At 69.3% G+C, this 22533-nt stretch carries 28 protein-coding genes and 1 tRNA gene; 16 read left to right on the forward strand and 13 right to left on the reverse strand.

Translation table 11 applies throughout. The annotated features are described in order from the left end of the window. From NL112_RS18370 to NL112_RS18385, 4 genes are read left to right on the forward strand one after another with little or no spacing between them, the layout of a single operon-like run. Positions 1-597: a DUF7288 family protein gene (locus NL112_RS18370; protein ID WP_255150300.1), complete on the forward strand. Its 597-nt coding sequence runs from the start codon at positions 1-3 to the stop codon at positions 595-597. After that, complete coding sequence (locus NL112_RS18375) at positions 585-1952, forward strand: DUF7261 family protein (protein WP_255150301.1); 1368 nt, start codon at positions 585-587, stop codon at positions 1950-1952. The genes NL112_RS18370 and NL112_RS18375 overlap by 13 nt, the downstream gene beginning before the upstream one ends. Beyond that, positions 1949-2404 (forward strand): DUF7266 family protein, encoded by a 456-nt coding sequence (locus NL112_RS18380; RefSeq protein ID WP_255150302.1) that lies wholly within the window; start codon positions 1949-1951, stop codon positions 2402-2404. Before NL112_RS18375 ends, NL112_RS18380 begins: the two co-directional genes overlap by 4 nt. Beyond that, positions 2397-3188: a DUF7289 family protein gene (locus NL112_RS18385; RefSeq protein WP_255150303.1), complete on the forward strand. Its 792-nt coding sequence runs from the start codon at positions 2397-2399 to the stop codon at positions 3186-3188. The genes NL112_RS18380 and NL112_RS18385 overlap by 8 nt, the downstream gene beginning before the upstream one ends. Here NL112_RS18385 and NL112_RS18390 read toward each other — a convergent pair whose 3' ends face one another. After that, positions 3189-4634, reverse strand: a complete 1446-nt coding sequence (locus tag NL112_RS18390) for a DUF7289 family protein (RefSeq protein ID WP_255150304.1) — start codon at positions 4632-4634, stop codon at positions 3189-3191. Between the two features lie 284 nt (positions 4635-4918). On the opposite strand from NL112_RS18390, the gene NL112_RS23045 reads away from it, so the two are divergent. Beyond that, on the forward strand, positions 4919-5026 hold the full coding sequence (locus NL112_RS23045) for a DUF7989 family protein (protein WP_491543646.1): 108 nt from the start codon (positions 4919-4921) through the stop codon (positions 5024-5026). A gap of 41 nt (positions 5027-5067) precedes the next feature. On the opposite strand, the gene NL112_RS18395 is transcribed toward NL112_RS23045, so the two are convergent. The 3 genes from NL112_RS18395 to NL112_RS18405 form a co-directional block, all read right to left on the reverse strand. Further along, a complete protein-coding gene (locus NL112_RS18395; RefSeq protein WP_255150305.1) occupies positions 5068-5289 on the reverse strand; it encodes a hypothetical protein in 222 nt (73 codons plus the stop codon). A gap of 56 nt (positions 5290-5345) precedes the next feature. Next, positions 5346-5768, reverse strand: a complete 423-nt coding sequence (locus NL112_RS18400) for a hypothetical protein (RefSeq protein WP_255150306.1) — start codon at positions 5766-5768, stop codon at positions 5346-5348. Between the two features lie 198 nt (positions 5769-5966). Continuing rightward, positions 5967-6038, reverse strand: a tRNA-Ala gene (locus NL112_RS18405). Between the two features lie 261 nt (positions 6039-6299). Here NL112_RS18405 and NL112_RS18410 point away from each other — a divergent pair. The 4 genes from NL112_RS18410 to NL112_RS18425 are packed head-to-tail and all read left to right on the forward strand — an operon-like array spanning position 6300 to position 8724. Beyond that, positions 6300-6764, forward strand: coding sequence for a 30S ribosomal protein S15 (locus NL112_RS18410; RefSeq protein WP_255150307.1), 465 nt, complete (start codon positions 6300-6302; stop codon positions 6762-6764). Then, a complete protein-coding gene (locus tag NL112_RS18415; protein WP_255150308.1) occupies positions 6765-7856 on the forward strand; it encodes a hypothetical protein in 1092 nt (363 codons plus the stop codon). Continuing rightward, a complete protein-coding gene (locus tag NL112_RS18420) occupies positions 7853-8074 on the forward strand; it encodes a KEOPS complex subunit Pcc1 (protein WP_255150309.1) in 222 nt (73 codons plus the stop codon). The genes NL112_RS18415 and NL112_RS18420 overlap by 4 nt, the downstream gene beginning before the upstream one ends. Continuing rightward, positions 8071-8724 (forward strand): 30S ribosomal protein S3ae, encoded by a 654-nt coding sequence (locus NL112_RS18425; protein WP_255150310.1) that lies wholly within the window; start codon positions 8071-8073, stop codon positions 8722-8724. The genes NL112_RS18420 and NL112_RS18425 overlap by 4 nt, the downstream gene beginning before the upstream one ends. Positions 8725-8825: 101 nt before the next feature. On the opposite strand, the gene NL112_RS18430 is transcribed toward NL112_RS18425, so the two are convergent. Further along, the gene (locus NL112_RS18430; RefSeq protein ID WP_255150311.1) at positions 8826-9233 is read right to left on the reverse strand and encodes a plastocyanin/azurin family copper-binding protein; all 408 of its coding nucleotides are present in this window, start codon (positions 9231-9233) and stop codon (positions 8826-8828) included. A gap of 89 nt (positions 9234-9322) precedes the next feature. Between NL112_RS18430 and NL112_RS18435 the strand changes: the two genes are divergently transcribed. Genes NL112_RS18435 through NL112_RS18445 form a run of 3 tightly spaced genes read left to right on the forward strand, consistent with a single transcriptional unit; the run spans position 9323 to position 13116 of the window. Beyond that, on the forward strand, positions 9323-10000 hold the full coding sequence (locus tag NL112_RS18435) for a protein sorting system archaetidylserine synthase (RefSeq protein WP_255150312.1): 678 nt from the start codon (positions 9323-9325) through the stop codon (positions 9998-10000). A gap of 60 nt (positions 10001-10060) precedes the next feature. Then, on the forward strand, positions 10061-11506 hold the full coding sequence (locus NL112_RS18440; RefSeq protein WP_255150313.1) for a HEAT repeat domain-containing protein: 1446 nt from the start codon (positions 10061-10063) through the stop codon (positions 11504-11506). A gap of 32 nt (positions 11507-11538) precedes the next feature. Beyond that, positions 11539-13116, forward strand: coding sequence for a phospholipase D-like domain-containing protein (locus tag NL112_RS18445; RefSeq protein WP_255150314.1), 1578 nt, complete (start codon positions 11539-11541; stop codon positions 13114-13116). On the opposite strand, the gene NL112_RS18450 is transcribed toward NL112_RS18445, so the two are convergent. Both NL112_RS18450 and NL112_RS18455 read right to left on the reverse strand, forming a co-directional pair. Continuing rightward, complete coding sequence (locus tag NL112_RS18450; RefSeq protein ID WP_255150315.1) at positions 13113-13544, reverse strand: FAD synthase family protein; 432 nt, start codon at positions 13542-13544, stop codon at positions 13113-13115. The genes NL112_RS18445 and NL112_RS18450 overlap by 4 nt on opposite strands. Then, positions 13541-14035, reverse strand: coding sequence for a Mov34/MPN/PAD-1 family protein (locus NL112_RS18455; RefSeq protein WP_255150316.1), 495 nt, complete (start codon positions 14033-14035; stop codon positions 13541-13543). The genes NL112_RS18450 and NL112_RS18455 overlap by 4 nt, the downstream gene beginning before the upstream one ends. A 128-nt stretch (positions 14036-14163) precedes the next feature. Between NL112_RS18455 and han the strand changes: the two genes are divergently transcribed. Beyond that, positions 14164-16059, forward strand: a complete 1896-nt coding sequence (gene han / locus NL112_RS18460) for a Hef-associated nuclease (protein WP_255150317.1) — start codon at positions 14164-14166, stop codon at positions 16057-16059. A gap of 40 nt (positions 16060-16099) precedes the next feature. Next, positions 16100-16507: an acyl-CoA thioesterase gene (locus NL112_RS18465; protein WP_255150318.1), complete on the forward strand. Its 408-nt coding sequence runs from the start codon at positions 16100-16102 to the stop codon at positions 16505-16507. A gap of 12 nt (positions 16508-16519) precedes the next feature. On the opposite strand, the gene NL112_RS18470 is transcribed toward NL112_RS18465, so the two are convergent. The 6 genes from NL112_RS18470 to NL112_RS18495 form a co-directional block, all read right to left on the reverse strand. Further along, complete coding sequence (locus NL112_RS18470) at positions 16520-17668, reverse strand: pyridoxal phosphate-dependent aminotransferase (protein WP_350356139.1); 1149 nt, start codon at positions 17666-17668, stop codon at positions 16520-16522. Beyond that, on the reverse strand, positions 17665-18072 hold the full coding sequence (gene ribH / locus NL112_RS18475) for a 6,7-dimethyl-8-ribityllumazine synthase (RefSeq protein ID WP_255150319.1): 408 nt from the start codon (positions 18070-18072) through the stop codon (positions 17665-17667). The genes NL112_RS18470 and ribH overlap by 4 nt, the downstream gene beginning before the upstream one ends. Positions 18073-18384: 312 nt before the next feature. Then, positions 18385-19182 carry a carbon-nitrogen family hydrolase gene (locus NL112_RS18480; protein WP_255150320.1) on the reverse strand — a complete coding sequence of 266 codons (798 nt, stop codon included), beginning with the start codon at positions 19180-19182 and terminating at the stop codon, positions 18385-18387. After that, positions 19179-19613 carry an SRPBCC family protein gene (locus tag NL112_RS18485; RefSeq protein WP_255150321.1) on the reverse strand — a complete coding sequence of 145 codons (435 nt, stop codon included), beginning with the start codon at positions 19611-19613 and terminating at the stop codon, positions 19179-19181. Before NL112_RS18485 ends, NL112_RS18480 begins: the two co-directional genes overlap by 4 nt. Positions 19614-19665: 52 nt before the next feature. Further along, positions 19666-19890: a DUF7123 family protein gene (locus NL112_RS18490; protein ID WP_255150322.1), complete on the reverse strand. Its 225-nt coding sequence runs from the start codon at positions 19888-19890 to the stop codon at positions 19666-19668. A gap of 46 nt (positions 19891-19936) precedes the next feature. Continuing rightward, a complete protein-coding gene (locus tag NL112_RS18495) occupies positions 19937-20125 on the reverse strand; it encodes a DUF7525 family protein (RefSeq protein WP_255150323.1) in 189 nt (62 codons plus the stop codon). 92 nt (positions 20126-20217) lie between these two features. On the opposite strand from NL112_RS18495, the gene NL112_RS18500 reads away from it, so the two are divergent. Beyond that, complete coding sequence (locus tag NL112_RS18500) at positions 20218-21237, forward strand: hypothetical protein (protein ID WP_255150324.1); 1020 nt, start codon at positions 20218-20220, stop codon at positions 21235-21237. 24 nt (positions 21238-21261) lie between these two features. Then, positions 21262-22428: an LEA/WHy family protein gene (locus NL112_RS18505; RefSeq protein WP_255150325.1), complete on the forward strand. Its 1167-nt coding sequence runs from the start codon at positions 21262-21264 to the stop codon at positions 22426-22428. The last annotated feature ends 105 nt before the right edge of the window (positions 22429-22533 follow it).

Consider the following 22533-nt stretch of genomic DNA (forward strand, 5'->3'; position numbering starts at 1 on the left):
ATGCGTGGGCAAGCGTTCACCCTCGAGGGAATCATCGCCGCCGGGCTGGTCATCGCCAGCGTCGTGTTCGCGCTACAGGTCACGGCGGTGACGCCCCTGTCCGCGAGCACGGCGAGCCAGCACATCGAGAACCAACAGCGCGCCTCGACCATCGGCCTGCTCGCGTCCGCCGAGGAGGAGGGTGCACTCCGTCAGGCGGTGCTCTACTACAACGAGACCAGCGGCCAGTTCCACGACAGCGGCGAGACGGGGTTTTACACCGACACCAGCAACGTGACGTTGACACGGCTGGGTCGGATGCTGGAGACGCATTTCGGGGCCGCGGGCGTCGCGTTCAACGTCAACTTCAACTACTACAGCGAGGGAGGGTTGAGTCGGACGGCCCGATTCATCTACCAGGGGGTACCGAGCGACAACGCCGTCTCCGCGTCGAAGACGGTGACGTTGTACGAGGGCGACCATCTCGTGGAAGCCAACGAGACGACCGACCCCTCAACGACGGTAAGCTCAGGGGACATCTACATCACGAAGGCCACGGGGAGCAACGCTGGACTGTACAACATCGTCGAAGTGGAGGTGGTCGTATGGCGGATGTGAGCCGCGACCGCGCCCAGTTGCTCATCGTCGGTGGCCTGGCGCTCGCAGTGACGCTCGTGGCACTGGCCATCATCCTCAACTCCGCGATCTACACCGGCAACCTCGCCACCCGCGAGAGCAACCACGACACGCGCGCGGTCGTCGAGCACGAAGCGACGGTGAACCAGTCGCTCGGGCGGGCCATCCGCTTTTCCAACACCGAAAACCCCGCGGCCCCGGAGAAGAACTTCAGCGAGGAGGTGGTCGTCATCAACGACCGACTGCGCGAACAGACCCGCAACGGGGTCATCACCCACGTCTCCGCATCCGTGACCGACAAGGGGACCCGGATGGCCCAGCTCGACGACACCCGCGGATTCTCGGCCGGCGGCGGCACGGGCGAGACGGACTGGACTCTCGTCGATGACCTCGAGTCGACCCGGACCTACCGGATGCGACTCGACAAGACGACGCTGTTCGACGCCGACAGCCTGTTCGACACCCGTAGCACCATCACGAGCACCGCCTTCACCGTGGTAGTCACCGACTCCGGCGGCGACACCTGGGAGGTCTACATCTACCAGAGCAGTGTCACCGGAAACGCCTATCTGATGACCAACGACCCGGACGACTCGTTTCTGGGGGCCGACACGCTGTTGACAGTGCTCGACGGGAGTTGTGCGGCCGCCGGGCCGGAGGTCGTCGTCGACTTCAAGACGGGCACGTTTGGCCCGGCGCCTGACGTGCGGTTCCCGCACGGCGTCGCCCCGATGGCGACGACGCCGAACACCAGATGTTCGGAGCTGTCGTGGTACGACCCCAGCGAGAGCTACGATGTCCGTTATGAGAACACCGAGGACGGCGGCGGCGTCCCGACCGTCCAGGGGAAATGGGAACTCGTCGTCTCGAAGGACTACGGTGGGCTCGATACCTCCCAGTTTTACGACCCCGGGGACGGCCACCCGTTCGCCCACGCCGCCATCACCGAGGTCCAGACGACGATGTCGTTCCGGACGCCCGAGGTGACGTACCGGACGCAGTGGACCGCGCTCTCCCGTCAAGAGCGCATATTCAGGGGAGTTGCGCCGGACATCGAGGCGTTCACCGTCACCGAGGAGGACAGCGCCGACTTCGACGCAGACTGGGAAGTGAGCGACGACGACGACGACCTCAGGAAGGTGACGGTGACGCTGTACGACCTCACGGACGGCGAGCAAGACGACCAGGCGACGTACACCGTGACCGGCGAGTCCGCCAGCGGGACGGCCGACCTCAACAGCGACGAGGGGTCCGACGGTAACGAGTACGAGATTCGTATCCGCGTACGTGACTCACAGGGTCACGTCACGTTCGACGAGGAGGAACGGACCACATGACCTCCGACAGGGGCGTCTCGACCGTCGTCGGCTACGTCGTGACGCTCGGGGTCACGTCGCTACTCGTGACCGGGCTTCTCATCGCGGCGGGTGGCTACGTGCAGGACCAGCGGGAGGCGACCGTCCGGGAGGAGCTGAAAGTCATCGGTCAGCGTCTCTCGGGGGACGTGAGCGCCGCCGACCGCATCGGCCACGTCGGCGCGCCGAGCGACGTGCGCGTCCGACGGACGCTCCCCACCGAGACGGCCGGCACGACGTACAGCATCCGGCTCACCGACAGCGGGGGGGCAGCACGGCTTGTCCTGTCAGCCGACAGCCCATCGGTGGAGGTGACAGTCCCGGTCGCGCTCTCGGAAGACACCGTCGTCGCCGACTCCGGCGCCGGGGCGGGTGACATCGTCGTCAGCTTCGACCCCGGCAGTCCCAACGAGGTGACCATCGCGAATGGGTGACCGCGGCATAAGCGACGTCATCGGGTTCGTGCTGGTGTTCGGGCTCGTGCTGTCGACCGTCTCGGTCGTCTACGTGTTCGGCATCGGCGGCCTGCAGGACACCCGCGACCTCGAACGGGTGAACAACGCCGAACGGGCGTTCGACGTACTGGCGAACAACCTCGCCGATCTCTACGAACGGGACGCGCCGAGCCGAGCGACCGAGGTGAAGCTTGCGGACGCCGACCTCGGGTTCGGCACACCGACGGTCGTGAACGTCAGCGTGACGAACGGGGGGACGACCAACTACACCCGCAAGGAGATAGACCCACTCGTCTACACGGCCGACACCGCGACGCTAGAGTACGTCAACGGTGCGGTCATCCGGATGGACCGCGACAGCGGAACGACGCTACGGCGACCGAGGACGCAGTTCATCATGCAGGCCGGCGACCGGGTCGCGCTGTTCCCTATCATCGAGACGCGTGCCGGCGATGGACCCCAGCGAATCGGCGGCAGCACCACGACGCTCATCCGGGCGCAGACGGTCACGTCCGACGTGTTGCTGGCGAAAAACGACAGCGTCGCGGGCGCGGCGAACCTCGACGTGACGCTGAACGTCACGGCCTCCGACACCACGGAGGCGGCCGTCTGGGCGGCATATCTGGAGGGCGACATCCCCGACTCCTGGGACACCGACGGGGACGGTGACGTCTGTGCACGCACCGGCACGAAAGTGACCTGCACGCTCACGGTCGATCAACTGTACGTCCCGCGGACGGGCATCACGGTGCGACTGGCGTAGCTACCGGAACTCGACCGTGACCTCGTTCTCGGTGACGTGCATGTAGGTGACGTACTGGCCCGAGCCGCCGTAGCGGATGTTGCCCGACGAGAGTCCCTCGCTGACGCTCCCGCCGTTGCCGTTCTTGTCGTACACCTCCAGGTCCACTTCGTTCCCGAAGTTGGCGATGTAGTGGCGCACGAGGAAGTCCATCTTCTCGGAGGTGGGGTGGCCGCTCCCGTACTGGTTCGCGCCGTGGCCCGGGTGGGAGGCGATGGTCACGGGGTCGAGGAAAGCGCCGTTCGCCTTCGCCGGCGTCGTCGACAACAGGGCGTTGTTTCCGATGGACTGGTAGCTCATCGACTGAGAGGCGTTCGTGAGGTTGGCGACCAGCCGGACCTCGTTGTCGGCGTTACACTGTCCGCGGAACGCGTCCTCCTTCACCCACGACTGGTAACTGCTCCCGCCGTCGTCGGTGTAGTAAATCATCATGTCGGCCGTGAGGTCGTCGCAGTTCCCACCGTCACCCTGACGAAGGTGGATCTCGAGCCGTTTCTGACCGTTGCCCGACTCCGCGTACAGCGACCACTGGAGGTTGTTGAAGTTCGCGCTGTCTCCCTGGGTGGGCCGGAGCGTAATGTTGAACTCGTCAATCGCATGGCCGCTACTCAACCCCCGAAGTTCGACCGCACCGCCCTCTCCGGGCATATCGAAGCTCCCGGGACCGATGCCAAGCGAGACGAGTTTCACCCGGACCGTCTCGTTGGAGTCGTACGTGGTCACGCGACCCGCGGTCCGCTCACGGAAGTACGAGGCCCACGCCTCGTAGTACCGACTCTCTATCTTCACCTGGATGTTCCCGTTCGTCTGGGGGTTCTGGTAGGTGTGTGGCGAGGTGACCGAGGGGTCGGGAAACACCACGTTCGTCGGCGCCGACTGGCGGACGACTGCCGACGAACTCCCGGAGATGCCGCCGCTACCGGTGACCCGGACCATCGGGAACGTGAGCGTCGCACCCCGGTAGTGGAACTCGGGCGGGGAGACAATGCGGCCGGTGCCGTCGCCGTACGACGACCATACGCCGCCGCCCTGATACGCGACCGACCGGCCGTCCTGCTCGTAGACGACTGCACCGAGGTCGTTCTCGTAGATGACGTGGTCGCTCGTCCCCGAGTAGTTGTAGTGTTTTATCGTCACGTAGCCGGCGTCCGGGTCGATACGGTAGGTCCCTTCGGCCCCGCCGAGCGCGACCGTCTGGGTGTCCGTGCGGCCGAGCGCGACCTGCGAAGCAGTGGAGTCGAACTGTGTGAGCGCCTGCTGGGCCTGGTCGAACTCCGCAGTCTGTTGGGTGTCGGTGAGCGCCGCGCCACCCAGCACCGCGGCCGCAACCGCACCGATCATCGTGATACCGAGGACGAGCGCGAACCCGAGCGGCCCGGACTGACCACGGACGCCGACACGTACCATTCGATTACCGAACGGCATCCACGCGCATAAACGTCGTGGCCGTTTCGCCATCCGTCTGTCGACCGCCAGCCGCCACGACGAGTGCCGCGCGCACCAGCGACCCCGCGTGTCGCAACTGCACCCGATAAACAATCAATTCTTTCGCGTTTATCGTGGCTATATATGCCTATTCAGGCACTAAATAGAGCATATTTACTTATTTGTCCAGAATATAAATGTTATAATGACTCCAAACAGGTTATTAATAACCGTTAAGTAGAGCCGGGATGCTACGGTGTACCACGATGGCAGCCAAACAGCGACAGACGCTGAAGGACGTCAGTCACACACCCCCGACGGGCGAACCGGTCTCGGCCGTCTGGGAGCGCGGCAAGAAACGCGACGACGACTGATACGCCGGCTTTCTCGACGTCCACCGACCGGATAGCGACCGCTACGTCTCGGGGTCGCGAGTCTCCACCCGGTCGATGCCGAAGAACGTGTCGTCCTCGTCGTCCATCCGTCCGCCCATCGCGTACGCAACGACGCCACCGAGGGCACCGAGCGCGAGCCCCGCCTTGAGCCCGGTCGACCGGTCCTTCAGTACCGACCCCGCGAAGTAGCCGACCGCGAAGTTCAGGAGGGCGTTAAACACCGTGTTGGTGGTTCGGTCCATATCCGGGATTCCACGTTGTCAGGTAACAATCTTCTGCCGGACCGGACACCGATTCGTCACCCGACCATCGAGAGCACGGGATGGACCACGGCGTACCAGACGGCGTCGCCAGGCGTCAGCCAGCCGAACGCGTGGGCGACCGCGTCGTCGACCATCACGTAGCCGCCGACGGCGGCCCACAGGCGAGGGCCGGGCCTGTACCCCCGAGCCCACCCGTAGCCACGCCAGAACGGGCCGGCGACGGGCGCCGCGGCGGCCAGCCCCGCAGATACCACCGTCACGGCGGCACCGACCCGGTGGTAGTACGGCCACAGGAACACGAACGCGTACACCGCCACCACGACGCCCGCCGCCGTGACCAGCGGCTCGCGGTCCCGCTCGTCGTCCCACACCACCGCCACCGCCAGCAGGGCCACGAGCGCCCCGGCGTAGATGTGGTGCGGGAGCCTGACGTTGGTGAGCGGATGGTGTGGAAACATCGGTCGACCGCTGGAGGGAAACAGCGGCCCGTCCCGGTCGTCGGTAGGGCGACCCCATCGTTAGCCGGTCGCTACTCGCGGGTACCGACCGGCTGTCGAACGGGACGATGATGGATGGTAACCGTAGCGACCTGCCACGCAAGCGACACCAGGCGGAGCCGACAGCACCGCGAGGGCCGGCGACGCGAGGGAAGAAAGTGGACTCGCCGGGATTTGAACCCGGGGCCTTCCCCGTGCCAGGGGGATGATCTACCACTGATCTACGAGCCCTCGATGCACCCGTTCGTATCCCGGTCGAGGCCATAAACCCATCGAAGCGACGGCCGCGTGCGGGTGGGTTACACGCCGGAACGGCGAGTAGCAACCCCTAAGTGTGCGAACGACCGTTTCCCTATGGGAACCGCACGACCGCAAATCTGACATCGCCGTCCGCTTGGGCGGCTCGGGATTGCGGTAGTGTATCGCCGCTGTCACCAGCGGCACGCGGCCTGACGGCCGACCGCGAGCGGTCCGTGCAGTTCCAACCCAACTATGGCACGAATGCACACACGCCGTCGCGGCTCGTCCGGTTCCGACCGGCCCGCGACCGACGAACCCCCGGAGTGGAGCGACGTGGACAGCGAGGCCATCGAGGAGCGCGTCGTCGAACTCGCGGAGCAGGGGCACGACCCCTCCCAGATAGGGATGAAGCTCCGCGACGAGGGTGTCCAGGGGACGCCCGTTCCCGACGTGAATGCGGCGACCGGCAAGAAGGTCACCGAGATACTCGAGGAGAACGACGCCGACCCCGAGGTGCCCGAGGACCTCTACAACCTCCTCGAGCGCGCCGTCCGCCTCCGCGAGCACGTCGACGACAACCCGACCGACCACCAGAACAAGCGGGCGCTCCAGAACACGGAGTCGAAGATTCGTCGGCTCGCCGACTACTACCGCGGCGACGAACTCGACGAGTCGTTCGCGTACTCGTACGAACGCGCGGTCGAACTCACCGAGTAGATGTCCACGGCCGGTCGTCCGAACGCGTCAGCCCCCGCCGAGAGCCTCGCGGCCGCCGTCCGTGATGCCGGCTTCGTCCGGCTTGCGGGCACGGCCGACGGCGACGCCCTCGCGGCGGTCGGCGTGCTGGCTCGCGCGTTCCGCGCGACCGACATCCCGTTCAAGGCGTCCGTCCGGCGCGTCCCCCGCGACGACGGTACCGAGGCCGACGTGGTCGTCGGCGTCGGCGCCGACGTCGGGGACGTGTCCGTGACCGACGAGCCGCTCGCGGCCACCGCCTTCGAGGCGGCCCGCAAACTGGGCGCCGACCCCGACGCGATGCTCGCGCTGGCGGGTGCCGTCGCGGCCGGCGCCGTCCCGGGCGAGGATGCACCGCTGTACGAGGCGGCCGACTCCCGACTGGAACGGCGGCCCGGCGTCGCCGTTCCGGTCGCGGACCTCGCCGACGGGCTCGCACACTCGACGCTCGTCCACGCCGACTTCTCCGGCGACGGCGAGGCGGCCACCGCCGCGCTCGCGGAGCTGGACCTCCCGGCCGACCTCGACGCCGACGCCCACCGCCGACTCGCGTCGATGGTGGCGCTTCGCGCCGTCGATGAGGCCGCCGACCGCGCCGGCGAAGCGGTCGAGCGCGCGCTCCGCCCCTATGCGGGCGGCCCGTTCGAGACGCTGGGCGGCTACGCCGACGTGCTCGACGCCTGCGCCCGGGTCGCCCCGGGGACGGGCGTCGCGCTCGCGCTCGGCCACGAGCCGTCGGGCGCGCTGGACGCCTGGCGCGAGCACGGGCGACGGGCCCACGCGGCCGTCCGCGAGTCGCGGACCGAGCGCCACCGCGGCGTCGTCGTCGTCCACGCCGAGGGCGACGCGCCGCTGGGCACCGTCGCCCGCCTGACCCACGCCTACCGCTCGCCCGAACCGCTCGTGCTCGCCGTCGCCGACGGCGAGGCGGCGGCCCACGGCGCGGGCGCGTTCGAGGCGCTCGACCGGGCGGCGACGGCGGCGGACGCGACCGCGACGGGACGACACGCGACCGGCCACGCACGGGACGTCGACCGCGAGGCGTTCGTGACCGCGCTCAGGGAGGCAGTATGAGGCGGGCGACCATCCGGACGCGACACGCCGACGCCGAGACGGTGGCGGCCGCACTCCGCCCGGACAACACCGCCGAGATGACGACCCGGGTGGACGGCGACTGCGTCGTGACGACCATCGAGCGCGATTCGACGAGCGGACTCCGGACGACCGTCGACGACTACGTGACGAACCTGCAGGTAGCACAGCAGATGACCGACACAACCCACACATCATGAGCGAACGAAGCGTATCCAAGCAGAAACAGGAGAAGCGGTGGTACACCGTCATCGCCCCGGAGCTGTTCGACCGGGCCGAACTCGGTGAGACCCCCGCCGACGAACCGGAACAGCTGTACGACCGAACCGTCGAGACGACTCTCGGCGACATCGAGGACGACGCCGGCGAGAACAACACGAAACTGACGTTCCGCGTCAACGACGTGGGTTCCGACGCCGTCTACACCGAGTTCGTCGAGCACGAACTCACCCGCGACTACCTGCGTAGCATGGTCCGTCGCGGCTCCTCGAAGATAGAAGCCTTCGAGACGGTGCTGACGACCGACGACCACCGCGTCCAGGTCCAGCCCGTCGCGTTCACGACGAAAAAGGCCGACCACAGCCAGGAGCGGGCCATCCGCGAGACGATGGTCGACATCGTCCGGGACGCCGCCAGCGAGCGCACCTTCGACGAACTCGTCAAGAGCGTCGTCGAGGGGCGGCTCTCGTCGGCCATCTACGCCGACGCCAAGAGCATCTACCCGCTCCGGCGCGTCGAAATCCAGAAGCTCACCCTCGAAGCGCGGCCCGAGGAGGTCGCCGCCGAGGAGGAGGCCGCCGTCGACGTCGACGAGGAGGACGTCGACGTCGACGAGGACGCCGAAGAGTAACCACCCGACTTCTTCCGTTTATTCACGGCCGGTAGCCGTGGGGCCGCGCATCGTCGCACCAGCCCAGCCGGCGACGCGGGGTGCCGACGGCGCGAACCGCGTCACTCGGTGACGACGACGGTGCCGACCATCCCGCCGCGCTCGTGGGGGATACAGAAGTAGGGAAACTCCCCGGCCGTCTCGAACGTGTGGGCGTACGTCTCGCCCGACTCGATGATGCCGGTCGGATACTCGTCGCGGGCCGCTCGCTCGGCGTCGAACCCCCCCGACGCGAAGTACGCCGCCCCCTCCGGGAGGCCGTCCTCGTAGGCGGTGACGCTGTGACCTCGCGAGGAGTTGTTCCCCCAGACGACCCGGTCGCCGACGGAGACTTCGATGCGCTCAGGGTCGAACCGGTTCGCGGTCATCCCAACGTCGAACTCCTCCTCCGCGAGACCGGTGCCGAAACAGCCGGCAAGCGCCGCAGTGGCGCCCGTACCGGTCGCGGCCAGGAACGTCCGGCGGTCCATACCGGCTCTCGGTGCTGGACGGGCATAGGCGGTCCGATTCGAGCGCCGAAAACGAACCGCATAAGGGAGCGACCCCCGCACGCGGAGGTATGCAACCCCGGTTCGTGGGGCGGCTCGCGCTGGCCGACGTCGTCACCGTGGTCAACGCCGCGGTGGGGTTCGCGGCCGCCGCCGCGGCGACCCACTCGCCGTCGCTGGCGGCCCGCCTCGTCCTGCTGGGGGCCATCGCGGACGGCCTGGACGGCGTGCTGGCGCGCCGCTACGGCTCCAGCCCCGCCGGGGAGTTCCTCGACTCGCTTGCCGACGTGGCGACGTTCGCCGTCGCACCCGCGATGCTCGTGTTCGCCGTCGCCTCGGGCGCGTGGGGGCTGGCCGCCGACGCCCGGACCGCCGCCGCGGTGGGACTCCCGGCCGCGTTCGTCGCCGTCGCCGTCCTCCGGCTCGGTCTTTACACCGCCGACGACGTGGGGAACGACCACACCGTCGGCGTGCAGTCGACGCTGGCGGCGACGCTTCTGGCCGCGGGCTACCTCGCGGGCGTCACCGCGCCCGTCGCCTTGCTGGCGGCGACGGCGCTGTTCTGCTATCTGATGGTCGCGCCCGTCCGGTATCCGGACCTCTACGCCCGCGACGCGCTCGTCCTCGGTGGGTTGCAGGCGCTCGCGGTGCTGTTCCCGACCGTGGTGGGGGGCGTGTTCCCCCGCGCGCTCCTGGTGGCGGCGCTGGCGTATCTCCTGCTTTCCCCCCGGTTCTACTGGCGCGAGTGACGCCGCGCGCGAGCGCGCCGAAGGGAAACGCCCTTATTCCGAACTTACGCAGTACCCTCTATGAGCGACGGGGACGACGACGCCCAGGACGCGCCCGACGAGGCGGACGCGCCCGACGAGACCGAGGAACCCGACGAACAGCCCGAGGAAACGGACGCCGAGAGCGACCCCGACGGCGACGAAGACCAACAGCCCGAGGAAACTGACGCCGAGGCAGACGAAGACGCCGAAGCCGAGGACGCAGACGAAGACGCCGACGAAGACGCCATCGCCACGAACCTCGGCGAGGAGGAACTGAACGAACGCCTCGACGACGTCGAGGCGAGCCTCGAGGAGGCCGAGACCGAGGACGACCTCGACGACGTCGAGGCACAGCTTGACCGCGTCGAGACGGCACTGGAGACGGCCGACCTCCCCGAACCCGACGACGAGGACGAGGAGGACCCCCGCGAGGAAATCGAGGGGCGCATCGGTGACATCCGCAACGACATCGAGGACGCCCGTGGCCCGTACGGCGAGGACGTCGTCGCGGACATCGAAGACGCGAAGGCGACCGTCACCGACACCGAGTGGACCGAGGACGGCGAGGAAGACGCCGCCGCAGTCGTGAACGAGTTCGTCGCCAGCGTCGAGGAGACGCTCGACGCGAGCATCGACGCCGGCACCGACTTCCCCGAAGACCACGCCGAGGCGCTCGACCTCGCGGCGGCGGCCGTCGAGGACGCCGACCTCGACGCCGACGACGACGCCGAGACCATCGCCGACCTGCTGGAAGCGACCGACGAACTGACGGCGGGCCTTGACGACGCCGAGGAGTGGGACGACCTCACCGTCGTCGAACAGCTCGACGCCCAGGGGTTCTACGACCGGCTGAACTCCGAGAACCGGAAGGATTTCCCGCCGGAGCTGAACGTCGTCCGCATCGCCGAACAGGAGAACGACCCCGAGCGCATCCTGCTGGGGTTCGACTACTTCGAGTCGGACTTCATGGAGGAGAACTGCATCGACGCGTTCCGTCGGATGGGCGCGCCCGAGGCGTACGACGCGATGATGGAACTCGCACAACGGCGCGACCGGCCGGCCATCGAGGTGCTCGGCAAAATCGGCAACGACGACGCCTGCGAGACGCTCCACGACTACATCGCCGACGAGTCGAACCCGCCGCTCCAGAAGACGGTGCTGAAGGCGCTCGGCGAAATCGGTAGCGAGGCGTCGACCCAGCCGGTCGCCGACCGCCTCGTCGCGGAGGACCCCGAGGTGCGGTCGCAGGCGGCGCGCGCGCTCGGCCGCATCGGCGACACCCGCGCCATCGACCCGCTCGCGGACACCCTGGCGGACGACGACAGCGACAACGTCCGTGCCGCGGCCGGGTGGGCGCTGGTCCAGATAGGCACCGAACGCGCGCTGGAGACGGCCGCCCAGTACGTCGACGACCGCTCGTACATCGTCGAGAACGAAGCCGAGAAAGCCGCCCAGCGACTCGACGCCGCGGCTCCCTCGGCCTGAACTTCTTGTAGCAAGCCGCGGCCACCGGGCGCGTGCGCCCGGTCGTCCCCCTCGTCGCGCTCGCCGCACTCATACTGACAGCCGTAGCGGCGCCCGTGGGGGCCGGCACGACACCCCAGGTCGTCGCGGTCCACCCCAACCCCGTCGCCGACGGCGACCGCGGCGAGTTCGCCGTCGTCCGATTCCCAGTGGTCGCCGACCTCGCCGCCTACACGCTCACCGACGGCGAGGACCGCGTTCCGCTCCCGAACCGGACCGTCGAGGGGCGGGTCGTGCTCGCCGCCGACCCCGGGGCCATCGCCCGCAACGCGACCGGCCGCCTGATTCGGCTCGACGCGTTCCCCGCGCTGGCGAACGACGGCGACCGGGTTCGACTCGTCCGGGAGAACCGAACCGTCGCTGGCCTCCGGTACGGAGACGCGCCCGAGGGAGAGACGTACCGGAACGGGACGTGGCACGCGCCCGCCGCCACCGACCGCCCCGTCGTCCATGCCGGGCCGGGCACTGCCCGCGCGTTCGTGCTCCCCGACGCGCCGCGTGCCCCGCTGTCGGCCGTCCGGAACGCCTCCGACCGGGTACTGCTCGCGGGCTACACGCTCACGTCGGCCCGCGTCACCCGCGCGCTCCTCGCGGCCGGAGAGCGCGGCGCGCGGGTCCGCGTGCTCGTGGACGGCGCGCCGGTCGGCGGGCTCTCGCGTATCGAAGCCACTCGCCTCAACCGGCTCGCGGCCGCCGGCATCGAGGTCCGGGTCGTCGGCGGCCCGCGTGCCCCGTACGCCTTCCACCACGCGAAGTACGTCGTCGCGGACGGCCGCGCGACCGTGTTGACGGAGAACTGGAAGCCCGCCGGCACGGGCGGCGCGTCCTCTCGGGGCTGGGGCGTGACGCTGTCGGACCGCGACGCCGTTCGGGCGCTGGCGGCGACGTTCCGCGAGGACGCCGACGCGTTCGGCGCCGTCGACTGGCGCCGGTTCCGGCGCGGGAAGACGTTCGAGCCGTCGAACGCCTCCCGGGGGTCGTACCCCGCGAACATCGCTCCGGTACGGGTTCCGTACCAGAACGCCTCGGTACTGGTCGCGCCGGACAACGCCGAACGTGCGGTCGTCAGACGACTCCGGCGCGCGAACGAGTCGGTTCGCGTCCTCCAGATGTCGGTCGGCGACGCCGGACAGCCGTTCCTCGCGGCGACGGTGGCGGCCGCACGCCGCGGCGTCGAGACACGCGTCCTGCTGTCGGGCGCGTGGTACGCGGCCGAGGAGAACCGTGCCGTCGTGGAGCGACTGAACGCGCTGGCCGACCGCGAAGGACTGCCGCTGTCGGCGCGGTTGGCACGGCCTCGCGGGCGGTTCGAGAAGGTCCACGCGAAGGGGGCAGTCGTCGACGACACCGTCCTGCTCGGGAGCCTCAACTGGAACAACCACTCCGCTCGCGAGAACCGCGAGGTAGTGGTCGCGCTCCGGGGTCCCCGGGTGGCGGACTACTACCGGCGGGCGTTCGACCGCGACTGGCGTGCCAGCGGCGAGCGACTGCCGGTCGGACTGCCGGTCGCGCTGGCGGTCGGCGCGGCCGCGTGTCTGCTCGCGGCCCGCCGACTACGCTTCGAGTCTTAGCATCGCTCGTCACACACGCGGTCGATGATGCGTCCCGTCGAGAGCAGTTCACCCTCGTACTCGGGTTCGCGGGCGCTGGCGCGGGCCACCTCGCAGTCGATGCCGCGCCCGGAGAGCGCCTCCCGGAGCGCGTCGGCGTCGTGGTGCTGGTCGTGACCCAGCGCGATGACGTCCGGGTCGATGGCCTCGATGGGGACGAAGATGTCCTCCTCGTGGCCGAGCCGCGCGTCGTCCACCGGGTCGAGGGCGGCGACCATGTCGCGCCGCTGGCGGTCCGGCAGTATCGGTTTCTCCTTGTGAGTGACGTTGTCGCGGCGGGCGATGATGACGTGCAACCGGTCGCCCATCGCCTTCGCGTCCGCGAGATAGTGGAGGTGGCCGGGATGCAGGAGATCGAAGGTGCCCTGCGCGACGACCGTCCGGCTCATCGTCGCTCCTCCTCGCGCAGTTCCGCGTCGATATCCGCCTGGGTGAAGTCGAAGAACTCGTCCTCGCCGACGTCCACGTCGAGCACGTCCAGCCCGCGGGGCTCACCCTGCCGGTCGAACGCCTTCCAGTCGTGGCGGCCGTACGGCGCGCCGATGATGATGTGGACCTTCCCCTTCCCGAACGTCCCGAGGTCCGCATCGGATGGACGGAGCACCCCGTTCGGGTGCGAGTGGACCGACCCCGCCGCACGGGTGTCGTTGGGTATCATGCTCGTCTTCACCGTCGCGGAGACGGGGTTCGACTCCGTTCCCGGGATGACGAGCACGTCCGTGATGACCGTGCCGTCCCGGTCGAGCCCGAGGCTCCGGGCGTCTTCCCCGCGCAACAGCCCCATGTACTCGTCGGGGTGGGCGTCCTCGGAGGCCTGGAGCGCGAACTCCAGTGCGTCGGCGGCGATGCCGATGACCTCGCTCGACCGGAACAGCCGCATACAGAAATCACGGCTCGCGCGACAACTAAGCGTTCCGATAGGGCCCACCGAGGGCGCGACCGGGCCGCCCGACGCCCTCGTCCCCCAAGTGACAAGCCTTAAACTCGGAGGACACCCACCTTCCGGCAATGACTGCGTCCGCTGACGGCGACGTCGACGCGACCGACGAGTCGGTCGTGTACGACCTCGCCCCCGGCTGTACGACCGAGGACGTCGAGGAGGGCGCCCGCTACCACGCCACCGTCAACGGTGTCGTGGAGTACGGCGTGTTCGTCGACTGCTCGGAGCACGTCTCGGGTCTCGTCCACGACTCCGAACTCTCCGGCGACTACGACGTCGGCGACGAACTCGTCGTCGAACTCCTCGACGTCCGAGAGAACGGCGACCTCTCCTTCACGGAGGTGTCCGTCGACTCGCCGCGAACCGTGACCGTCGACCCCGGCGAGCGCGCCAGCGTCGACGATCTCGCTGAGCGCGTCGGTTCGACCGTCCACCTCGACGGCGAGGTCGTCCAGATAAAACAGACCGGTGGCCCGACCCTGTTCCAGGTGCGTGACGGCACCGGCGTCGTCCCCTGTGCGGCCTTCGAGGAGGCCGGCGTCCGCGCGTACCCCGAGGTCGACCTCGACGACGCCGTCCGCGTCACCGGCGACGTGGAGCGGCGGGAGGGCGCGCTCCAACTCGAGGTCGACGAGCTCCACCGCCTCGAAGGCGAGGCCGAAACCGAGGTCCGCGAGCGGGTCGAGGCCGCCGTCGCCGAGACGGCCGCGCCCGCGGACGTGGAGCCGCTGGTCGACTGGCCCGCCTTCGAGAAACTCCGCGACGACCTGCGGGAGGTCGCGGAGTACCTCCGGCGTGCCGTGCTCGACTCCCGGCCGATTCGGATGCGCCACCACGCCGACGGCGACGGGATGTGTGCGTCCGTGCCCGTGCAGGTCGCGCTGGAGAACTTCATCGCGGAGACCCACGAGGACGCGGAGGCCCCGCGACACCTGTTCAAGCGGCTCCCCTCGAAGGCGCCCTTCTACGAGATGGAGGACGTCACGCGCGACCTGAACTTCGCGCTCGAGGACGAGGAGCGGCACGGCCAGCGGCTCCCCCTCCTGTTGATGCTCGACAACGGCTCGACGGAGGAGGACACGCCCGCCTACCGCGCGCTCGATCAGTACGACATCCCGGTGGTCGTCGTCGACCACCACCACCCCGACCCCGAGGCGGTCGCACCGCTGGTCGACCGGCACGTCAACCCGTACCTCCACGACGAGGACTACCGCATCACGACGGGGATGATGTGCGTCGAACTCGCGCGGATGATAGACCCGTCGCTGACCGACGAACTGCGACACATCCCCGCGGTCGCCGGCCTCGCAGACCGCTCGAAGGCCGACGCGATGGACGACTACCTCGCGCTCGCCAGCGAGGAGGGGTACGACGAGGACGACCTCCAGGACATCGGCGAGGCGCTCGACTACGCGGCCCACTGGCTCCGCTACGACTCGGGCGACGTGCTCATCGAGGACGTGCTCAACGTCGGCGGCGACGCCGACCGCCACGCCGAACTCGTCGAGTTCCTCTCGGAGCGGGCCGAACGCGACGTCGACCGACAGCTGTCGGACGCGCTCCCCCACCTCGAGTACGAGAAACTCGACAACGACGCCCACCTCTACCACATCGACCTCGACGAGCACGCCCACCGGTTCACCTACCCCGCACCGGGGAAGACCACCGGCGAGATACACGACCGGAAGGTCCAGGAGACGGGCGACCCCGTCATCACCATCGGCTACGGTCCGGACTTCGCGGTCCTGCGGTCCGACGGCGTGCGGCTCGACATCCCGAACATGGTGTCGGAACTCGACGACGAGCTACCGGGCGCGGGCGTCTCCGGCGGCGGCCACCTCGTCGTCGGCTCCATCAAGTTCGTTCCCGGGATGCGCGAGGCGGTGCTCGACGCGCTGGTCGAGAAGATGGGCGACGCGGAACTCGACGAGAGCCTCCGGAGCACGCTCGTCCAGGACGACTGAGCGGGCCAACGCCTAACTCCCCGGGTGTCGATACCCGGATATGCCACACCGAACCGACGTGCCCGTGCGGTGGGGCGACACCGACGCGGGCGGGCTCATCTACTTCCCCCGGTACTTCCATCTGTTCGTGGTCGGTCTCAACGACTACTTCGCGCCCGTCGAGGACCACCTGATGGCGTCGCTTCGCGACCGGGGCCACGCCCTGCCGGCCGTCGACGCCTCGGCGTCGTTCGAGGCGCCGCTCCGGGCCGGCGACACCGCGAGCGTCGAGACGCGCGTCGAGGAGACGGGGGAGTCGTCGCTGTCCGTCGCGTTCGACGTGGAGAAGGCGGCCGACGGCGAGGCGGCGGCCGGCGGTGAGGTGACGTTCGTGCTCGTCGACGAGGCGTTCGAGCCGGCGCCGCTTCCCGACGAGATGCGGGCGACGGTCGAGGCTCGCGGCGACTGAGCCCCCGCGGAACTACAGGTAGCCGTTGTCCGCGAGCCGTTCGACCCCCTCGCGGAGGCGTTCCTCGCTGGCGGCATAGGAGAGCCGCGCGTAGCCGGGCGTGCCGAACGCGCTCCCGGGGACGGTGGCGACGTGGGCGTCCTCGATGGCCCCCTCACACCACGCCTGGTCGTCCTCGTCGACGGGGAGCATCATGTAGAACGCGCCGTCGCCGACCGGGACGTCTTTCCCGTGGTCGGCAAACAGGTCCGCGAGCATGTCGCGGCGCTCGCTGAACGCCGCGCGCATCTCCTCGACGGCGTCGTCGGTGTTCTCAAGCGCCTCAACGCCCGCGTACTGGACGAAGTGGGTCGCACAGGAGACGGAGTGGCTGTGCAGTTTGGAGGCCTGGTCGACCAGCGGCGCCGGCGCGGCGAGGTAGCCGAGCCGCCAGCCGGTCATCGAGTACGCCTTCGAGAACCCGTTTATCGTCACCGTGCGGTCGCCCATCCCGTCGAGCGAGCCGAGCGACGTCTGTTCGACGTCGTAGGTGATGGCGTCGTATATCTCGTCGGAGATGACCGTCACGTCGTGCTCGACGGCGATGTCGCGAACCCCTTCGAGCGCGGCGTCGGAGAACACCGCCCCGGAGGGGTTCGACGGCGAGTTGACGACCAGCAGTTCGGTGTCGTCGCTCACCGTCTCCCGGAGCGCGTCGAGCGCGGGCTCCAGCTGGAACCCGTGGCCCGAGAGGTCGACCCGCGAGAGCTCCGCGCCGGCCATCTTCGCCATCGCCTCGTAGCTGACCCACGCCGGGTCCAGCAGGACGACTTCGTCGCCGTCGTCGACGAGCGCCTGGAACGTCTCGTACAGCGCCTGCTTCGCACCCGGCGTGACGATTATCTCGTCGGTGCCGTAGTCGAGGCCGTCGCCGGCGAGTTTCTCGACGATGGCCTCCTTCAGCGGCGGGATGCCGTTCGAGGGGGCGTACCCCGTGTGGCCGTCGTCCATCGCCTGCTTGCCGGCCTCGGTGACGTTCTCGGGGGTGGGGAAGTCCGGCTCCCCGACGGAGAGGTCCACGACGTCGACGCCATCCGCCTCCAGTTCGGAGGCGAGGTTGGAGATGGCGAGCGTCGCGCTCGGTTCAACTCGTCGTACGCGGTCGGCGAAGTCCATGCTCATAGTTCCTCTGCGAGGTCGATGGCGCTCTCGACGGCCTCGGCACCTTTCGGGATGCGCTCTTCGGCCTCGGCCTGGCTCATCCCCGGCCCGGAGACGCCGAAGGCGACCGGCGTGTCGCGGTCGAGCGACACGTCGGTCAATCCCGTCGCGGCCGCGTCCGCGATGACGCGGTCGTGGTCGGTGTCGCCGGTGATGATGGCTCCGATGACGGCGACGGCGTCGACCTCGTCGCGCCGCGCCAGTCGGTCGGCCGCCAGCGGCGCGTCGTACGCGCCGGGCACCTCGATGGTGTCGACGATGTCGGCGCCGCGCTCTGCGGCGGCCTCGCGGCCGGCCGCCTCCATCTCGTGGGTGATGGGCCGCTCCTTGTTGAACTGGGCGACCACCAGTCCGAGGCTGACCATACGCGAGGCGTAGCGAGCGCCGACCAAAGAACTGCCGTTTCGTGCAGACCGCCCGCAGATGGGGCCGCCGGACGCGGGGCTGGTGGACGATTGAGCCGGAAGGCGAAGGTGGGGGCGGGAGCCCCGAGTGGCGGGCGCGGAGCGGATGCGGCCGGGCACCGGGCGGACCCGGCCTGTGTGGTGGCCGTAATCTGCCTCCGCGACGAGAAAAGCGTCGCTTTGGCAATCGGGGGTTCGGCGGCCCCACTGATAAACGTTCGTTTCCAGCCACCACCGCGGGCCGTTGGTTTCGAGCCAGTCGGACCGGCGCCGCTACAGCCGTCGGTCCCGCAACGCGGGGAACTCCTCGCGGACCCGCTCGACCCGCTCCGGGTCCAGGTCCGCCGTGACGAGCGCGGGTTCGTCGCTCGAGGAGGCCAGCACCGTCCCCCACGGGTCGTACACCGTCGACCGACCGACGAGTTCGGCGTCCTCGAACGTGCCGGAGCCGTTGGCAGTGGCGACGTACGTCTGGTTCTCGACCGCACGCGCCTGCGGAAGCAGTTCCCAGTGTTCGACCCGCGGGTACGGCCACGCGCTCGGCACGCAGACGAGCGTGACGCCCGCCTCGACTAGCTCGCGGTACAGCTCCGGGAAGCGGAGGTCGTAACACGTCGTCGTCCCGACGGTGAACCCCTCGAACTCGGCGACGCCGAGCGTCTCGCCGGGGACGAGCAGGCGCGACTCGGCGCTCTCGTAGCCGAACAGGTGGTGTTTGCGGTAGACGGCCAGCCGCTCGCCCGCGCGGTCGAAGAGGACGGCGGTGTTCGCCAGTCCCTCCTCGGCGGGGCCGCCGTCGGTCGTCGAGAGGTCCTCGACGACGGAGCCGGCGAGCACGCCCACCTCGTTGTCGCGGGCCGCCTCGCGGACCCGCGAGAGGGAGGGGCCGTCGAGCGGTTCGGCGTCGCGCTGGTAGCAGTCGAACGCGAAGTAGCCGACGTTGAACAGCTCCGGCAGAACGACGAGGTCCGCGCCGTCGGCGGCGGCCGTCTCGATGGCCGCGACAGCGCGGTCGACGTTCGCGGAGACGGCACCGGCCTCGACGTGGTGCTGGGCGAGTGCGAGTCTCATGGGTCGGAATCGAGCCCGAGCGCGTCGCGGAGCGCGGCTTCCAGGTTGTCGAGTTCGCCGTCGAGGTTCCGCTCGAAGAACGTTTCGACGCCGGGGACGCGCCCGTCGACGACGAACTGGTTGGTGACGCGCGTCCGGCCGTCGACGCGCTCGATTGTGTGTTCCCCCTGGACGCGCATCACCTTCGAGGTGCCGACGAAGCGGACGTACTCGCCCTCGCGGCGCTCGACGTCCTCGGTCTCGACTGCGATGGTGCGGTCGGTGAACCGGACCGGAATCTCGAGATGCCAGATGGCGCTCTCCGGGCCAGTGAGCTCGAAGTCGACGACGGCGCTGATGGGGCGGGCGCGCCGCTCCGGGTCGGAGATGAACTCCCAGACAGGCTCCGGCGGGGCGTCGAGTTCGAACGTCCGCTCGACCCGTACGGTCATACGCACCGCTGGAGGGGACGAGAGTTAAAACCGCCCGCTCCGGGTCGGGAGGTCACTCCGGGGTGACCCGCCACGTGGTCGAGCGCGCACGCCCCCACTTCTCGATGTCGACGTCGTCGGACTCCTCCGCGAGGCGTGGGAGCCGCGTCCCCACCTGCTTCGCCGTGAGCCCGATGGCGTCCGCGATATGCTTGGCGCGGAAGTACCGCTTCCCCGCGTCCGCGCGGTCGCGGAGGTACGCGAGGATGCGCTCGTCCTCCTCGTCGGGTTCGGCCATACCCCTGCTAGCGGATTATCGAACTTAAACTTGCGCCGTCGTGGTCTCAGTCGTACAGATGGAGCGCCGCGACCAGCAGTGCCCCGAACAGCATCGCGCCCGCGAACCCCCACCCCGAGAGGAGCTGTTGGTGGTTGAGCGCCGACACCAGCATCACGAGCGCGCCAGCGAGTCCGAGCACCGCGAACAGCGCGGCCAGCCCCACGCGTTTGTCCGACCGTTCTGAAGTTGCCATACCGGTCGTTCCGACGACGCCCACTTAATCCCCGCGTTCCACCCCTGTCGTGCGGCAACCGACTTATCATGCCGCCCCTGCCAGAGCATCGCATGGCTCGGGAGGACCGAACGCTCACCGGACCGTTCGCGGCGACCGGGGCGCTGTCCGGCGTCCGCCTCGACGCCGTCGTGACGGCGATACAGGTGTGGTCCATTACGGGCGTCGTGCTCGACGTGCGCTCGCACGTCGCCGGCTTCGACTTCGCCGAGGAGGGGTTTCTGACGCCGGAACACGCCATGTTCTACTCGGGCTTTCTCGCGCTCGCGGCGCTGGTCGCGGCCGTGTCCGTCCGCCGCTACCGCGAGGGCGCGAGCCTCGGGCACGCACCGCCGGTCGGCTACCGCCTGGGTGCGGTCGGGCTCGTCGTGTTCGCGCTCGGCGGGCCGGGCGACCTGCTGTGGCACACCGCGTTCGGCGCGGAGTCGGACGTGGAGGCGCTCGTCAGCCCGACGCATCTCGCGCTGGCGACCGGCGGCGTCCTGTTCGCCACCGCCCCGTTGCGCGCGACGCTGGCCCGCGGCGGCGAATCCGGTTGGCGGCAGGCGCCCGCCGTCGTCGGCCTGCTGGTCGCGGCGGCGCTGGCCGCCCTGTTCAGCCTCTACGCGCAACCGGCGTTCGTCGTAGCGGGTGCCGGGGGCACCCACCCCGCGGTCGGGCTCGCGGCCGTGCTCTGGCAGGCGGTGCTGGTCGGCGGTGTCGTCGCCTACTATCTCACGCGGCTCCGGCCGACGGTCGGCGCCGGGACGCTACTCGTCGGCAGCCCGGTCGCCGCCGTCGCGGTCGTCGGTGGCTCGCCCGCACTGGCCGTGCCCGCAGTCGTGGCAGGACTCCTGCTGGACGCCGCGGTGTGGGCCGGCGTGGCGACCGGGAGCCGTCGCCGGCTACTGGGGGCGGTCGCCGGGACGACGGCGCTCGTGACCGCCGGTCAGTTCGCCGCCGTCGCCGTGACCGCGGGACTGGCCTGGAGTATCCACCTGTGGGCCGGCGCCGTGTATCTGGCCGCCTGCGTGGGCGCGCTCGTCGGACTGCTCGCGGTGCCCGCCGGCGAGCGGCGGTCAGAAAGCATATAGACGGCCGCCGTGTTGGGCCCGCTAATGGACGTTCGGGCGCTGTTTCTCGGCTCCAAACTCAAGGCGTTCCTCACCGCAGTCGGCCTCCTGACGTTCAGTATCGGCGGCGGGTTCGTGCTCGGCGTGTTCGGCGCGCCGACGGTCGCCGACGTCGACAATCGGTTCGGTGCCACCTCGGAGGAGACGACCATCGTGGAGACGGACCTCGTCGTCGACAACCCGAACCCCATCGGGGTCCGGCTGGGCGGGACGACGGTGAACTACACCGTGATGATGAACGACGTGGCGATGGCGAGCGGGCAGAAGGAGGGACTGGAGATAGAGACGGGCAACTCGACGCTGAACTTTACCACGGAGATGCGCAACGACCGCATCCCGCCGTGGTGGGCCTCGCACATCCAGAACGACGAGGTGACCAACGTCACCATCGACGCGCGGGTCGACACCTCCATCCTCGGCAACCGCCAGTTCGACATCGAGCAGAACAGGCGGGTCGAGACGAACATCATCGGCCAGTTCAACTCCGACGAGGCGCGCCCGGTCCACGGGCCGGAGAACCCCCTGTACTCGAACCCGGTGCTCTACATCAACGAGACGAGAGCGGAGTGGGGCGACGTCGACCGCGAGTCGACGCCCATCGACATGGCGTTCACCGTCTACAACCCACAGTTGAAGCCGTACACCATCACCGAAGTCGGCTACGAGATAACGATGAACGACATCCCGGTCGGGGAGGGGGCGACCGACCGGGCGTACGTGGTACCGGGCGGGGCGACGGAGGTCGTCCGGACGGCCCCGACCATCGACAATCAGCGGCTCGACGAGTGGTGGGTGAGCCACCTCCGCAACGACCAGGTGACGGCGCTCCGCATCGACTTCTACGCGACGGTCGAACTGCCGGGCACCGACCAGCAGATACGGGTGCCGCTCGACCGGCTGACATACGAGAAGACCATCGAGACGGACATCTTCGGGACGAAGAACGCCGATGGCGGACGCGACGGGTCGACCCCGACCCCGACGGCCACGCCCGAGGGCACCGACGGCGGCATCGTCGACTCGCCGGTCGATTCGCCGGTCGATTCCCCCGACGACGCGCCGCTGGACTCGCCGGTGTCGACGCCGACCGCGACGCCCGCACCCGTCGAGACCACGCCCACCGCGACGGAGACCGGCGGCCTCATCGGGTGACCGGCGACAGGGTTTTGACCCCGCCCGGTGTACGGCCGGGTGCATGAACCGGAGTGCCACCGCTCCTGGTCGAGTTCTCCCGTGAGGAGCCAGTAGCGACGAGCG

The sequence above is a fragment of the Halorarius halobius genome (genome assembly GCF_024298865.1).
GTDB lineage: Archaea > Halobacteriota > Halobacteria > Halobacteriales > Haloarculaceae > Halorarius > Halorarius halobius.